This is a genomic window from Roseomonas chloroacetimidivorans (assembly GCF_049629625.1).
In the GTDB taxonomy this organism is placed as follows: Bacteria; Pseudomonadota; Alphaproteobacteria; order Acetobacterales; family Acetobacteraceae; genus Roseomonas; species Roseomonas chloroacetimidivorans.
The window spans coordinates 1-12,610 of record NZ_JBNBZS010000019.1 but is presented as its reverse complement, the minus strand read 5'-3'; the positions used below and the strand labels follow the sequence as shown (position 1 = coordinate 12,610).

The following is a 12,610-nucleotide window of genomic DNA, read 5'->3' as shown; positions in this document are numbered from 1 at the left end:
GGCCGCCGCCTTCCTTCACTCATGGCGCTTTCCGGGCTGACAGGCACCGTGGGGAACCGCTCTAATCCGGGGCTGGCCGGTCATGATCCGGTCATTGCGATCCGCTTTTCCGGAGCCCTTGATGCGCCGCCTGATCCCTGCCCTGTTCCTGACCGGCACCGCGGCCCTTTTCCTGGCCGCCTGCGCCGAGCCTGGCCCCGCGGAGCGCGCCGGTCGGTCGGTGGACCGCGCTGCCGAGCGCACCGGCTCGGCCCTGGGCAATGCGGCTCGCGACACCGGCAATGCCCTCGACCGCGCCGGGAACTGGGTCGGCGAACGGGTGGATCCGAACCGCCGCTGACCGGCGTTCCGCCGCTTCAGAGGTGCCGGCGCGCGCCCCAGAGCGCGATGATGGCGCCGATTCCGCAGCCCGCCATGGCAAGGGCCGTGGCCACGCCGGTGCCGCCCTCCACGGCGCCAGTCAGCAGGGTCAGCACGGCGCCGGAGCCCATCTGCAGTGCGCCCAGCAGGCCCGAGGCTGTGGCCGCCCGCTCCGGCCTTACGCTGATGGCCCCGGCCACGGCATTGGGCATGGCCACTCCGTTTCCCACTGCCACCACGGTCATCGGCAGGAAGAAGCCCGCCAGTGAGGGTGGCAGGAGAAGTTGCGCCCCCAGCATGCCGCCCGCCCCCAGGATGATCATCCACAGCCCGGCGGACAGCATCCGCACGAGGCCCAACCTGGCCGAGTAGCGCCCCGCCAGCCAGGAGCCGGCGGCATAGCCGACGAAGACGAGAAGCGAGGCAGTGGCATAGACGCGCGGGGGATGGCCCATCTCCTGCACCACCCTCGGTGCCCCTGCCTGGAAGGTGAAGAAAACGGCGGTGGCACAGGCGCCGATGGCCCCAATCCAGAGAAAGGCCGGCAGCCGCAGCAGGGAGAAATAGGCGAGACCCATGCCCCGCAGCCCCGGCAATGGCTGCGGCGTATGCAGGGTTTCCGGCAGGCGCCGCCAGACGGCCAGCAGCAGGGGCGAACCGAAGATGAGGCAGGCCGCCAGGGCGGCGCGCCAGCCGAAGCGTTCCTCGATCAGGGCACCGACGATCGGGGCCAGCATTGGCGCCACGGTCATGGCCATCACGACATAGCCGATCCGACTGGCCGCTTCCTCGCGCGGCCAGACATCGCGGATGATGGCACGGCCGAGCACCATGCCCGAGCAGGCGCCGATCGCCTGGGCCAGGCGCCCGATCCCGAGCGAGGCCATGCCCGGAGCAAGGGCCGAGAGGACCGAGGCGACGAGGTAAAGGCCGAAGGACCACAGCAGCACCGGGCGCCGCCCGTAGCGGTCGGCCAGTGGCCCGTAGAGGAGCTGCCCCAGGGCCAGCCCCAGGAGGTACAGGGTCAGGCTGAGCTGCGCGGCGGCGTAGGAGACGCCGAGATCATTCGCCATCCGCGGCACGGCCGGGATGAGGATCTGCATGGTGAAGGGGCCAAGGCCCGTCAGGCCAACCAAGAGCCAAAGGGCCGGCACACGGGCCGGCCCTTCCCCTGGCCTCACCAGCGCAAGCCTCGCAGAGCGCAAATGGGAGAGACCCCTTCGGCCTTCGCGCGGGCGGCAAGGGTTTCGGAATCGGCGTTCGCCAGCCCTTCCTCGGCCGCGAGCCCTCCCAGGACCCAGACGGCGTCCAGCCCCGCCGCCTGCGCGCCGGCGAGATCCGTGTGCGGGCTGTCCCCAACGGCCACGACCTGGTCGCGTGGCAGGTCCAGCAGTTCCATCACGGGGTCATAGGCGGCCGGGTCGGGCTTGCCGATCTCAAGCGTCCGGCCGCCCAGGGCGGCGTAGCGCTCGGCCAGGGCGCCGGCGCAGATGATCGCCCGTCCGCCCACCACCACACGACGGTCCGGGTTCACGCAGAGCATGGGCAGGTTGCGCTTCAGCGCGGCCTCCAGCGCCGGCTCATAGGGCTCGATGGACTGGGCGCCGCGTTCCGGGTCCGGGCCGGTGTTCAGCAGCCAGTCGGCCCCGTCCGCGCGGTCGGTGAGAGTGATGCCCAGTTCCTCCACCACCGAATGGTCGCGGGGGGTGCCGATATGGAAGGCATGGGGGCCGAGATCGCGCACGAAGGGGTGCTGGCGGTCACGCAGCAGGCGCCAGGTGATCTCGCCGCTGGTCATGGCGGCGTCATAGCGGGCGCGGTCGATGCCGAAGGCGGTGAGCTGCGCCTCCACCACATGGGAACGGCGCGGGGCGTTGGAGAGGAAGACGATGCGCGCGCCCTTCTCCTTCATCCGGCCCAGGGCATCGTTCACGCCGGGGAAGGCGGCCTGGCCGTCATGCACGACGCCCCAGATATCCAGCACGAAGCCACGATAGCGCTCCGCCAGGGGCGCAACGCTTTCCAGGATCTGCATCAGGCTTCGACTCCGACGGCTTCGGACAGGGATTTCACGCCGTCGCGGCGCAACAGGGCGGCGAGGTCGCGCTTGATGCGCCCCACCAGGGCGGGGCCGCCATAGGCGAAGGCGGCGTAGAGCTGCACGAGCGAGGCGCCGGCCTTGATCTTGGCATAGGCCGTCTCGCCGCTCTCCACCCCGCCCGCACCGATCAGCACCAGCCGCCCGCGAGACAGGCGGTGGACGCGGCGGAGGAGTTCGGTCGATGCATGGAAAAGGGGACGGCCGGAAAGGCCGCCTGTCTCCGCCTTGCGGCCGGAGCGGAGCGTTTCGGGCCGGGCGACTGTCGTGTTGGAAACGATCAGCCCGGCGATGTCGCGGCTCGCGCAGGTTTCCACCACCGCCTCCACCGCGCCTTCGGCCAGATCCGGGGCGATCTTCACCAGGACGGGCGGGCGGCGGCGCAGCTCCGCGCGGGCCGCAAGAGTGGCGTCCAGGATGCCGGCCAGCCGGACCTCGCCCTGTAGATCTCGCAGGCCGGGCGTATTGGGGGAGGAGATGTTGATCGTGACGTAATCGGCCTGGTCCGCCACGGCGACATAAAGGGCGGGATGGTCGCGCTCGGGATCCGCCCCCTCCTTGTTGATGCCGATATTGGCGCCCAGCACGGCGGGAAGCGGGCGCGGCAGGGCCGCGAGGCGGGCCGCGAAGGCCTCCACGCCCAGGTTGTTCATGCCCATCCGGTTGATGACGCCCCGATCCTCCTCCAGCCGGAACAGGCGGGGCTTGGGGTTGCCGTATTGCGGGCGGGGGGTGGTGGTGCCGGCCTCCACAAAGCCGAAGCCGAGCCGCATCAGCGGCAGAACGGCGGCCGCATTCTTGTCGAAGCCCGCCGCCAGCCCGATGGGGTTGCGGAAATCGAGGCCGAGGACGCGGGTGGTGAGAATCGGGTCATCCGGCCCGCGGTCCCTCCCCGCCAGGCCCCAGTTCAGGGCCCGCAGCGACAGGTCATGCGCCTTTTCCGGATCGAAGCCCCGGATCAGAGGCATCAGGGCAGAGGCGAGGGCGGGGCGCATCACCGCCGCTTTTGCCGCAGTGCAGCGCGGAGGGCCAGGGGAGAACGCCGGGGCAGTGTTCCGGAGTATGCGTTGACGGCGCACCAGCGGAACGGGACAAGCGCGCCCTGGGGAATCGGGGGGAGCAAGTTGCGCGGACCGTTGCTGATGCTGGCCGCGATTGGGCTCTTCGCCTTGCTGGACGCCAATTCGAAGGTGCTGTCCGGCGGCTATCATGTCAGCCAGGTGCTGGTGTTCCGCTATGTGGTGCTGCTGGGCCTGCTTGGGCTGGCGCGGATGGTCCGGCGGGACCTGGGCGGCGGGCTCGCCACGCGGCGGCTGCGGGCGCATCTGGCACGCGCCGTCCTGATGGTCGGCTCGGGCGCCGGCTTCTTCCTGGCGCTGCGGCACCTACCCCTGGCCGAGGGCTATCTTGTCTATTTCACCGCGCCCTTCCTGTTGCTGGCACTGTTCAGGGTACTGCTGAAGGAGCCTGTGCCGGCTGCGGCCTGGGGGTGGTGCGCACTGGGGTTCCTGGGCGTTCTGATCTCGCTTTGGCCGGGTCTTTCGGCCGGCGGGTCCTGGGTGGCCTATGGCTGGGCGATGCTGGGTACGCTGTGCCACGCGCTGGTGCTGGTGGTGAACCGCAGCCTGCGCGACGAGAGGGGCGCCGCGCGTCTGATCTTCTGGAGCGCGGCGCCGGTCCTGCCGGTGCTGCTGCCCTGGGCGGCCATGGAATGGGTGACGCCCTCCTGGCATGACGCGCTGGCGCTTTCGGCCAATGGGGTGCTGGCGGGCGGGGCGACGGTGGCGCTCGCCATGGCCTTCCGCCATGCCGGGGCGGCCCGGCTGGCACCGTTGGAGTTCACCGCGCTGGTCTTCGCCGTGGTGCTGGATGTGACGGTATGGGGGGTCTGGCCCGCGCCCCTGGTCTGGATAGGGGCGGCGATCGTGACCTTCGCCGGAGCAATGGCGCAACGACGCTGAGGCCGCGTTGACAGAGGCAGTTCGGACGTCCCTCCTTCGCGCCCGCCCCGAAGGGGCGGCCAAGATTGCTGGAGGAAGACGCATGCCCATCCCGCCCCGCGCTGCCGGGCTTTTCGCGCTGCTCACCGCCCTGGCTGCCGGCCCTGCCCTGGCGCAACCCGCCGCTCCGGAGGCTGCACGGGCCGCTCAGGGGCCGCTCTCCATCGAGCGGCAGGGATCCTTTTTCGTAGGCGGGCGGACGCTGCATTCGGACACGCTGTCCACCCAGCCGGCTTACGGGCCCAGTGGCACCATCACGGTCGATCAGGTCTATGTCCGCTATCAGGTGCCGGCCAATGCCGGGGCCCGGCCGCCACTGGTGTTCATCCATGGCTGCTGCCTGACGGGCAAGACCTGGGAGACGACGCCGGACGGGCGCATGGGGTGGGATGAGGCTTTCCTCCGCCATGGCTACCCGACCTATGTGATCGACCAGGCTTGGCGCGGCCGTTCCGCGGCGCATCCGACGCCCATCAATGCCGTGAAGACCGGGAAGGCCGCGGCCGATACGCTGCCCACCGTGTTCGCCGCCGGGCAGGAGGATGCCTGGATGATCTTCCGCTTCGGCCGGCGCCATCCCGAGGTGTTCCCGGGCATGCTCTTCCCGCTGGAGGCACAGGGCGAGTTCTGGAAGCAGATGGTGCCGGACTGGAACTTCTCCGTGCCCTCGCCGAACCCTACGGTGGTCGGGCTTTCGGAACTCTCCAAGCGCCTGAACCGGGCCGTGCTCATCAGCCACTCGCAATCCGGCATCTACCCATTCCAGACGGCGGCGATGAGCCGGGAGGGGATCGCGGGAATTGTCTCGATCGAGCCAGGGGCCTGCCCGGCGGCGGATAGCGACATGGCGCCCTACAAGGACCTGCCGATCCTCGTGCTGTGGGGTGACTTCGTGGACGAAGCCCCGCGTTGGGCACCGCGCCTGCGCGCCTGCCGCGACTTCGCGCGCGCGGCCAACGCCGCCGGGGGCAAGGTGGAGATCGCGGTGCTGCCGGAGATGGGAATCCGCGGCAATTCCCACATGCTGATGCAGGACCGGAACTCGCTGGAGATCGCGGACTGGCTGGCCGGCTGGATCAGCCGGAATGTCGGGGAGCGGCGCTGAGGCGCCGCCCTTTCAGGGCACCCAGGACGGGAAGCGGTGCAGCCCGTCCGGGCCCAAGGGCAGGAAGACGGCGCCGCGCACAGCGGCCAGCGGCAGCGGCGCGTAGAGATGGGGAAAGAGGCCGGGCCGCTTGCCGCCGGCCGCCGGTTCCCAGCGCAGCGCGGCGCCGAGCGCCGCGGTCTCGGCACTGATGAGCCAAAGATCGGGCTCGCCGGCGCGGTGCTTGGCAGCGCTGGCCCGGAGTTGGGCGGCCGTGGAGAAATGCAGGAAGCCGTCGCGCCGGTCATCGGCGCTGCCGTGATAGGCGCCGGCCTCCTGGGCGGCACGCCAGTCGGCCCCGCGCATGAGGGTGTGGACCAGAAGTTCGGGCGTGTCGCTCATGGGAGGTTTCAAGCGCGCCGGGCCCTTCCCGTCCATGCCCCTTCCCCGATCAGGCCGCCACGACCAGGGCGGGGGCGGCCGGATGGGCGGGGCGCTCCCCCGTTTCCAAACGGTAGAAGATCAGGCCGCCAATCTCGGCCGAGGGGTCCTGCGCCACCGCCCACGGGGGAAGCTGGTCGGCGGGGTGCCAATGTGTGGCGCCGCCGGTTGGATCCGCCAGGCTCCCCGCCAGGGCACGGGCGGCGATGCGGCGGCAGATGGCAAAGGCCGGATCGGCCTGGGGTGGGCGGGCCAGCAGGACATGGTCAGGGTGCCGCGGGTTCCAGGCCGGGAAGAGAAAGGGGTCGCGGCAGGTGGCCGCGACCTCCGCCGTGGCAGGCTCGGGCAGGCGCGCATGGCCGCCGGGCGCAAAGGGCGCGGCACCGGGCCGGCGCGCCGGGCGCGGCATGGCGGCGCGGGCGCGATTCACGGCCAGGGCCGCCAGGGCCTCGATGGCGCGGACCGGGTGTGGACCGGCCTCGACATAGAGGGTACGGGCCAGGATTTCGGTGGGGTCCATCTCAGCGGTCCTCGGCGAGCACGCGCATCTGCGCGGCGGTGCTGTGGGCGGCGCGGGTGGCCTCATCCAGCTTCTGCTCAATGCGGATGAGGTGGGCGGTGAGGCGGCCATCCACGTCGCGGATCAGGGAAAGGGGCACGTAGGTGCGTGCCACTTCCAGCTTGAAGGCGGCCAGGTCGTCGCGGGTGCGTTCCAGCGCGGCCTGGTGCTGGGCGGCGTCATGCGCCTCCCGCTCCGGCGGAAAGGGTGGTGACTGGGCGATACTGCGGCGAAGGTTGTGCAGCATCCAGGCGAGCACCGCCATGAAAGGCGTTTCCACCGCGGCGGCGACCCATTGCGGGTCGGGATTCATGGACAGCATGGGTCCTCCTTGCGGGATCGGGCCATGATTGGGGGGCTACGCAGAGGCTCAACCACCCCGGGGTTGAAGGAGGGTGGCTGCGGTCCGACTTGCCGGGGCAGCGTGAGGGGTGCTTTGTGCCGGTGATGTGGAACGAGCCGTATCTTGAGACCTGCTGCCGGGCGGCCCTGCACCGGTTGTTCCTGACCCATGGCGGCACGCGCCCGGCAGGGCTGCCGGATGAGCCGTGCCTGCGCCGGCTTTGCACCATGGGCTTGGTGGACGAGGTCTCGCCAGGCCGCTTTGCCATGACGGGCGACGGGACGAAGCGGCATGCGACCGAGGTGCTGAAGAAGGTGGCGGCCTGAGGCCAGTCAGCCCCGCCAGGACATTCCGCGCGTCACCGGCGGCAGGCCCGGCAGCCGCACCGGTTCCGCCAGAAGGCAGCCCGCCACCGCGTCCAGCGCATCGTCCCGCGCGCCATTCGCGCCCGGTTTCCATTCCGCCATTTCTTGCGGAAAGGGCGTGCGGAACACGGTTTCATGCACATGCAGGCGGCGGGCTGCCATCGTGGAGTCCAGCGCGCCGAGGATGCGCTCCGCCTTGGGGCGATGGTTCACATGCTCCACCACCGTACAGGCGGCGCCGGCGCGGGCCAGTTCCCGCCGCAGCAGGGCGGGCAGGAACTTGCCAATGCCGTTCGTCTCCACCCGCACCACCGGCAGCAGCAGCTCCCGCGCGAGGATGGCAACGCGGCGGCATTGTTGCGTGGCCGGATCCGGCTGACCGTCCGGATCCTGCGTGATGTAGGCAACGCGATGCAGGTAGTGATTGCCCTCCCCGTCCGAATAGGTGGCGGCGAGAACGCTGGAGTCCCCCTGCCCCGACCTGCCATAAGCCGGATCCCAGAAGCCGCCGCCGGAGACGAGGCGCCGCCCGAATAACGAGAGGATCGGACGGCCATTCGCCTCGCGATAGTCGGGCTCCTCGCCATAGCGGACGAGCAGCGCAGGATCGAGCCGCGCCGCTTCGGCCGCCGCGCATTCCAGCATCATCTGGCGCCGGAACTGCAACGGGCCAACGCGGTCGCGCAGCGCCTGGATGCCCTCGCGCGGGAAGCGCTCGGGCCAGGCACTGCGACCCGCTACATCCAGCAACGGGATACGAAGCCGGCGATAGGTGGCGAGGAAAGCGCCCTCCACCTCGACCGGCGCATAGAGGCTGTCGGCGCAATGCGGCGTGCCGACATAGAGGATGGTACCCCCGGGCGTCAGGATGAACTCGCATTCGGCAAGGCGTCCGCGCAGCTCCTCGCGCTTGCCCGGCGTATCGCAGTTGCCGGCGACCTCCACATCGTCGCAGATGATCAGCTCCGCCCGCGCGCCGGTAACGTTGCCGCCGATCCCCTGGGCGAGCATGGAGGGCTCGCGGAGAACTGCGATTTTTGCCTTATTTTTCTGACGTTTTGCAAGAACAGACCAAGCCTATACCCGGCCACATACCCGGTCGTCGCGGTCGCTTTGATCTGGAACGCACCATGAACATCCGCCATAGTCCTTAGAACCCCGGCGACCCTCCCCGGCAGCAACCGAGGATTTCAGATGGCTCAGAAGCGACCGCCCTCCCCCCAGCGCCAGGCCATGACGCGCCTGACCGAAGCCATGGCCCGCGGCGCGACCCCCGACCGCATGGTCCGGCAGGTCGAGGCCGTAGTGGCCACCCTGCGCGAACAGGGTGACCCTGAGCAGGTCCAGCAATGGCTGGAGGAAATGCGCGACGGCTTCGCCGAGAGCGCCGAGGCCGCGCTGGAGGCGGTGGATGAGGTGGAGAGCACCGAGAAGGCGGCGCGTCGCGCGGCCGAGAATGCAGCTCGCGCGATGGCAGCGTGCCGCGATGCCTTTGCCCGACATCTCGCCGCGCCGGTGGCGGCCTGAGAGAAGGAGGCAGCATGTCAGTGGTCCGCAAGTTAGGTACCGCCGGGCTCTTCCTCCCATCGCTCTCTGGTCTGGTGATAACCGCTACCGTTGATAGTGGGGTCATCGTGACGCTGGAGTTTCCACCGGACGAGGCTGCCATGCGAGACGGCCGCCAATCGGCTGTCCACATCGCTCTTAGCCGCAAGCAACTGCGGGAGGTGGGCAAGGCGCTCCTCTCAGCAGAGGCGAACCTGCCCCAAGTCTTGGTTGGGCGCGCATGAGATGGGATCACCTCTACCGTCCTCAGCCCTGCGCGTCCTGGCCCGCGGCACAGCTGCAGGCGGTGGGGGTGGCCTACCGTGACGCAGCCGGGCAGGGCCTGGACACTGTGGAGTGCCTGAACCTTGCCCGCGCAGCCTACCTCGCCGCTGGCGGCGCCGAGGAGGAGATGGACCACACCATCGCCAGCATGATCGCGTCCCTGTCTCGCGAGCGTGGTGACTGGCTGTGGGGCCCAATGGACCGGTGGTGGGAGCATAACCGGCCAGCCAGCAATGTGCCCGACCCGCTGGACGGATTGGCCTGATGCTCACCCTGCGCCCCACCCCGCCAGATCCCGTCACCGCCGAGAAAGGTCGCGCCGAGCTGGTCTCGATCTGGGATGGCCTGGATCAGGAGGGGCGCCGGGTACTGCTGGCCCAGGCGCGGGCGGTGGCGGAAGTGACGGGGCGAGGGCAGTCAGCCGGGCCGGACAGAAGTGAGCCAGCCGAGGTCGAAGAAGCGATAAAGAAGGCGGCGGTTCACCCGCCGCCTCCTCCGGTCAGAGGCCCGAAACGGTCAGGCCCGAAGCGATCGGACTGAACCGGCCGCCATAGCGACGAATCTGCGGCCAGCCCCTCCAATGCGCGCTGACGATTTCGGCGTTGCCGTTCCGGACGCGGGGGTACCCCCCAATCCAGAGGTAGTCATCGTGGTGGTTGGGCGGTTGCCCGTCTCGCCTGGGTGGCATGGGTATCTCCCCTGATGCCGTTTTCCCTTGCCCCAACGAGGCACCGATGCGATTCTACTGGCTCTTGGGTCCTAGTAGGCGCCTCGGTGCCCGCTGAGATCACGGCTGGGGTGCGGGAGTGCCCCAATCCGACACGGAGGCGACTTCCTGCGTCAACAGGGGTCGCCTCTTGTGTTTCTGGCCGACTAGAGGTCAGCGGCCGCATCCTCAGTATCGGACGATACGTCCGCCCCTGCATCCCGCGCGGCGTCTGCCGCGTCATGGACGTCATGTCCCGCCTCACCGCTAGGCGGCGGTAGAGGCAGTCTGATACCGGCCGCAGTCGCTCCTTCTGGGGTGATCCGATAATGCCCGTCACCCAAGCGCTCCACCAAACCCCACTGGGTGTAAGTGGACATTTGCGACCGCAGAGTATTGCGATTGAGGGGAACCCCGAGGCGTTCTGCGGCACTCTCCCAGTCATCAAACGACAACCCCTGGGGGTAGACCTTGGCTGCCTCGCCCATCAGTTTGGACCAACGCCCCTTGACGCGACGTGGGCGCCCATCCTCCCCGACTTCATCAGCATCTGGATCAAGATCGGAGCGCAAGTGCCCGAAAAGGCGTAGCGTTGATGGCTTCTGAACGCTCGTAACGACCGTGTCGAGCAGGGCAATTGCGCCCTCCCAGCCGCGCAACTCCGCCTCAAGAAGATGAACGCGGTGTTGCGCTTCCTCGGCCAAGCGTCGCGCATCCGCCAACGCCGAGCGTCGCTTGTGGAGTTCCGCAGCAAATGGCTCTGGTATCGGCATGATCGGAAAATAGCGATGTTGGGGACGTTCTGGCAACTCTAATCGAACACACCCAACAACAACGAGATAGCTTGCGTTGCCGAAAACGGACGGGCATGATCGTCAGCGGCGGCCGTCGCCGCTCCTTCCTACTGCACCCCTTAGCTCTACGGGCGGGGGCACAGGGGTGCCCCCGGTGCCGGGGGTCTGATCCCCGGCACCAAGGAAGGAGGTGATTGCTGTGAGAGTAGCTTGCTCTTGGCCGAGGCCGGTGTCCGTCGTGGACTACATCCGGTTTCGGCTCGGGCGGTGGGAGTTCGTCACTTCCCACTGCCGGTCGTGGCCTAAGCGATAGGACGCTTAGACTGCGGTGAAGGGCGGCGACGGTCGCCACCCACAGATGCATAGAATCATGTCTGACTGCCCTGTGTCCAGGGGTTGCGGCATAAGAGCGGTCCTGGGCTGGGTCATGCCGGCCGGTTCGGGTTCGCCGCTCTCCAAACCGCCTCTCCTTCGCGGTAGCCCTCCATCCACGCGCTCGTAAGCTCCACCTCTGCAATCCTGTACGGACACTCAACGACAGGCTCCCATGGGGGCCGATTGCCGGCCGTGAACCCGGCGCTCTTAGCCATAGCGATCTGAATTCTTGCAGGACGGACCATGCCCGTTAGCTTACGGCGAGCGACCTAGCGTTGCGAGACGGCTAGCCCGCCAATCCCAAGGTCACACACGTATATAAGCGCGGAGGAAATCGGCCCCTCAGCCAGCCCCTCAAAACGCCCCCCGCACCAGCCACGCGACCGCCAGGACCAGCACCGCCACGGCCACGCCCGCGACCGTGAGAGCCGCGAAGACGAGGCGCTGGTCGCGCCAGGCGCTCATGAAACGAGGGCCGCCGTCCCCAACGCCCGCTTGACCCACCCCCACTCGAACCGCTCCTGGCTCGGGTTCGCCTCGGCGATCTCCAGGTAGCGCGCTGCCTGGAGGGAGCGGCACAGGCGGGGTAGCAGGTCCCTCCCCTCAGATCCCCGGACGCTCAGGAAGATGGTCAGGGCGTGCCGGGTCAGGGCCCCGCACATCCCATCCACGGCGAGGTCGGGATAGATCTGGCCGCCGTCGTTCAGCGCGTTGAGCCAGCGCTGCAGCATCTTCCCGGCCGTGGCCGGACCCATGTTGATGCCGGTGTCCAGCAGCCAAGCCGCCAGCTCGGGATGGATGGGGTCGATCTGGTCGAAGGCGGGCTGGATCCAGTAGCGGGCCCGGTAGATCTCCAGCGCCATGTCGGCCGTGAGGTCCCGCATGGCGCCGCGGTATCCGAAGGCCCGGGCCACGGCGATGGTGATGCCGTGGTTCGTCTCGCCGCCCGGGTCCAGGGCATCGTTGGAGTACCCCCCTTCGGTAAGGGAGGTCTCCGCCATCTGGCGTTCGAAGGTGCCCATCAACCGTGTTCCCGCGCGTCAGCGACGGCCGGCGGATAGGGTGGCGAGAGTATTCCCTGCCTCTCCACCATCAGCTTTGCCACCTCGCGGGCCACCCGGTCCCAGAAGTCAGGCGGGGGCGTCAGGGCGGGCTGGCCGAGGTGCTTCGCCAGATGGTCAGGCGCCTCTGCGTGGCATGGCCCTGGCGGCGGATAGGGACTGCCAGGGACTGGGCTGAAGACCACATTCCCGACGGTGCCGCTCACTTCTCCCCCTCCAGCATCTTCACCGCCTGCTCGCGGCCGCGCTTCAGGTAGGAGAGGACCTCCTTCTTGTTCCCGTTCTTGCTGTCCGGCGCCTGCTCCACGGCGGCGGCGAGGGCGTCGAAGGTGACCAGGATGTCGGCGCTGCCAGCCGCCGGCGCCTGGTCCTGCTGGCCTGGCGCGGGCGTCAGGAAGGGGCGCAGGGCCTGGAGGGACGCCACCGCCCGGTCGAGCAGTTCCCCGGCGCCGACAGGCTGCTCAGTCTCGGGCTGCTCAGGCTGGTCCGGCGTCTCGGGCTCGATGGGCTGCTCCACCGGATCGGGCTCAGTCGCGGGCGGCTCCTCGATGGGCTGCTGCGGCTGCTCGGGCGCGGGCTGGTCCGAGGCGCCGG

Annotated in this window: 16 protein-coding genes and 1 pseudogene; 6 read left to right on the top strand and 11 right to left on the bottom strand. The window is 69.2% G+C overall.

Annotation, left to right across the window (positions count from 1 at the left end):
• Positions 1–121 precede the first annotated feature (121 nt).
• Positions 122–340 (top strand): hypothetical protein, encoded by a 219-nt coding sequence (locus tag ACO1BU_RS15820; protein WP_424136929.1) that lies wholly within the window; start codon positions 122–124, stop codon positions 338–340.
• A 16-nt stretch (positions 341–356) separates the two neighbouring features.
• On the opposite strand, the gene ACO1BU_RS15815 is transcribed toward ACO1BU_RS15820, so the two are convergent.
• The 3 genes from ACO1BU_RS15815 to ACO1BU_RS15805 are packed head-to-tail and all read right to left on the bottom strand — an operon-like array spanning position 357 to position 3,453.
• Complete coding sequence (locus ACO1BU_RS15815; protein ID WP_424136928.1) at positions 357–1,541, bottom strand: multidrug effflux MFS transporter; 1,185 nt, start codon at positions 1,539–1,541, stop codon at positions 357–359.
• Positions 1,538–2,395 (bottom strand): TIGR01459 family HAD-type hydrolase, encoded by an 858-nt coding sequence (locus ACO1BU_RS15810; protein WP_424136927.1) that lies wholly within the window; start codon positions 2,393–2,395, stop codon positions 1,538–1,540. The genes ACO1BU_RS15815 and ACO1BU_RS15810 overlap by 4 nt, the downstream gene beginning before the upstream one ends.
• Complete coding sequence (locus ACO1BU_RS15805) at positions 2,395–3,453, bottom strand: quinone-dependent dihydroorotate dehydrogenase (protein ID WP_424136926.1); 1,059 nt, start codon at positions 3,451–3,453, stop codon at positions 2,395–2,397. The genes ACO1BU_RS15810 and ACO1BU_RS15805 overlap by 1 nt, the downstream gene beginning before the upstream one ends.
• 147 nt (positions 3,454–3,600) lie before the next feature.
• Between ACO1BU_RS15805 and ACO1BU_RS15800 the strand changes: the two genes are divergently transcribed.
• Positions 3,601–4,419: a DMT family transporter gene (locus ACO1BU_RS15800; RefSeq protein ID WP_424136925.1), complete on the top strand. Its 819-nt coding sequence runs from the start codon at positions 3,601–3,603 to the stop codon at positions 4,417–4,419.
• Between the two features lie 82 nt (positions 4,420–4,501).
• Entirely contained in the window at positions 4,502–5,563 is a 1,062-nt protein-coding gene (locus ACO1BU_RS15795; RefSeq protein ID WP_424136924.1) for an alpha/beta hydrolase family protein, read from the top strand.
• Between the two features lie 12 nt (positions 5,564–5,575).
• On the opposite strand, the gene ACO1BU_RS15790 is transcribed toward ACO1BU_RS15795, so the two are convergent.
• The 3 genes from ACO1BU_RS15790 to ACO1BU_RS15780 are packed head-to-tail and all read right to left on the bottom strand — an operon-like array spanning position 5,576 to position 6,864.
• Positions 5,576–5,944, bottom strand: a complete 369-nt coding sequence (locus ACO1BU_RS15790; RefSeq protein ID WP_424136923.1) for a DUF952 domain-containing protein — start codon at positions 5,942–5,944, stop codon at positions 5,576–5,578.
• 49 nt (positions 5,945–5,993) lie between these two features.
• On the bottom strand, positions 5,994–6,503 hold the full coding sequence (locus tag ACO1BU_RS15785; protein WP_424136922.1) for a cell wall hydrolase: 510 nt from the start codon (positions 6,501–6,503) through the stop codon (positions 5,994–5,996).
• Between the two features lies 1 nt (position 6,504).
• Positions 6,505–6,864 carry a hypothetical protein gene (locus tag ACO1BU_RS15780; protein ID WP_424136921.1) on the bottom strand — a complete coding sequence of 120 codons (360 nt, stop codon included), beginning with the start codon at positions 6,862–6,864 and terminating at the stop codon, positions 6,505–6,507.
• A gap of 125 nt (positions 6,865–6,989) precedes the next feature.
• Between ACO1BU_RS15780 and ACO1BU_RS15775 the strand changes: the two genes are divergently transcribed.
• Complete coding sequence (locus tag ACO1BU_RS15775) at positions 6,990–7,211, top strand: hypothetical protein (RefSeq protein WP_424136920.1); 222 nt, start codon at positions 6,990–6,992, stop codon at positions 7,209–7,211.
• A 6-nt stretch (positions 7,212–7,217) separates the two neighbouring features.
• Here the strand turns inward: ACO1BU_RS15775 and terL are convergent, their stop codons facing one another.
• Positions 7,218–8,285, bottom strand: a complete 1,068-nt coding sequence (gene terL, locus ACO1BU_RS15770; protein ID WP_424137022.1) for a phage terminase large subunit — start codon at positions 8,283–8,285, stop codon at positions 7,218–7,220.
• 198 nt (positions 8,286–8,483) lie between these two features.
• Here terL and ACO1BU_RS15765 point away from each other — a divergent pair, with 198 nt between their 5' ends.
• Complete coding sequence (locus tag ACO1BU_RS15765) at positions 8,484–8,777, top strand: hypothetical protein (RefSeq protein WP_424136919.1); 294 nt, start codon at positions 8,484–8,486, stop codon at positions 8,775–8,777.
• A gap of 331 nt (positions 8,778–9,108) precedes the next feature.
• Positions 9,109–9,345, top strand: a complete 237-nt coding sequence (locus ACO1BU_RS15760) for a hypothetical protein (RefSeq protein WP_424136918.1) — start codon at positions 9,109–9,111, stop codon at positions 9,343–9,345.
• Positions 9,346–9,953: 608 nt separating this feature from the next.
• Here the strand turns inward: ACO1BU_RS15760 and ACO1BU_RS15755 are convergent.
• From ACO1BU_RS15755 to ACO1BU_RS15740, 4 genes and pseudogenes are all read right to left on the bottom strand, one after another.
• On the bottom strand, positions 9,954–10,490 hold the full coding sequence (locus ACO1BU_RS15755) for a hypothetical protein (protein ID WP_424136917.1): 537 nt from the start codon (positions 10,488–10,490) through the stop codon (positions 9,954–9,956).
• 926 nt (positions 10,491–11,416) lie between these two features.
• Complete coding sequence (locus ACO1BU_RS15750) at positions 11,417–11,977, bottom strand: glycoside hydrolase family 108 protein (protein ID WP_424136916.1); 561 nt, start codon at positions 11,975–11,977, stop codon at positions 11,417–11,419.
• Complete coding sequence (locus ACO1BU_RS15745) at positions 11,977–12,222, bottom strand: hypothetical protein (RefSeq protein WP_424136915.1); 246 nt, start codon at positions 12,220–12,222, stop codon at positions 11,977–11,979. Before ACO1BU_RS15745 ends, ACO1BU_RS15750 begins: the two co-directional genes overlap by 1 nt.
• Positions 12,219–12,610 (bottom strand): annotated as a pseudogene (locus ACO1BU_RS15740) (hypothetical protein); the annotation flags it as partial. The gene ACO1BU_RS15745 and the pseudogene ACO1BU_RS15740, both read right to left, overlap by 4 nt.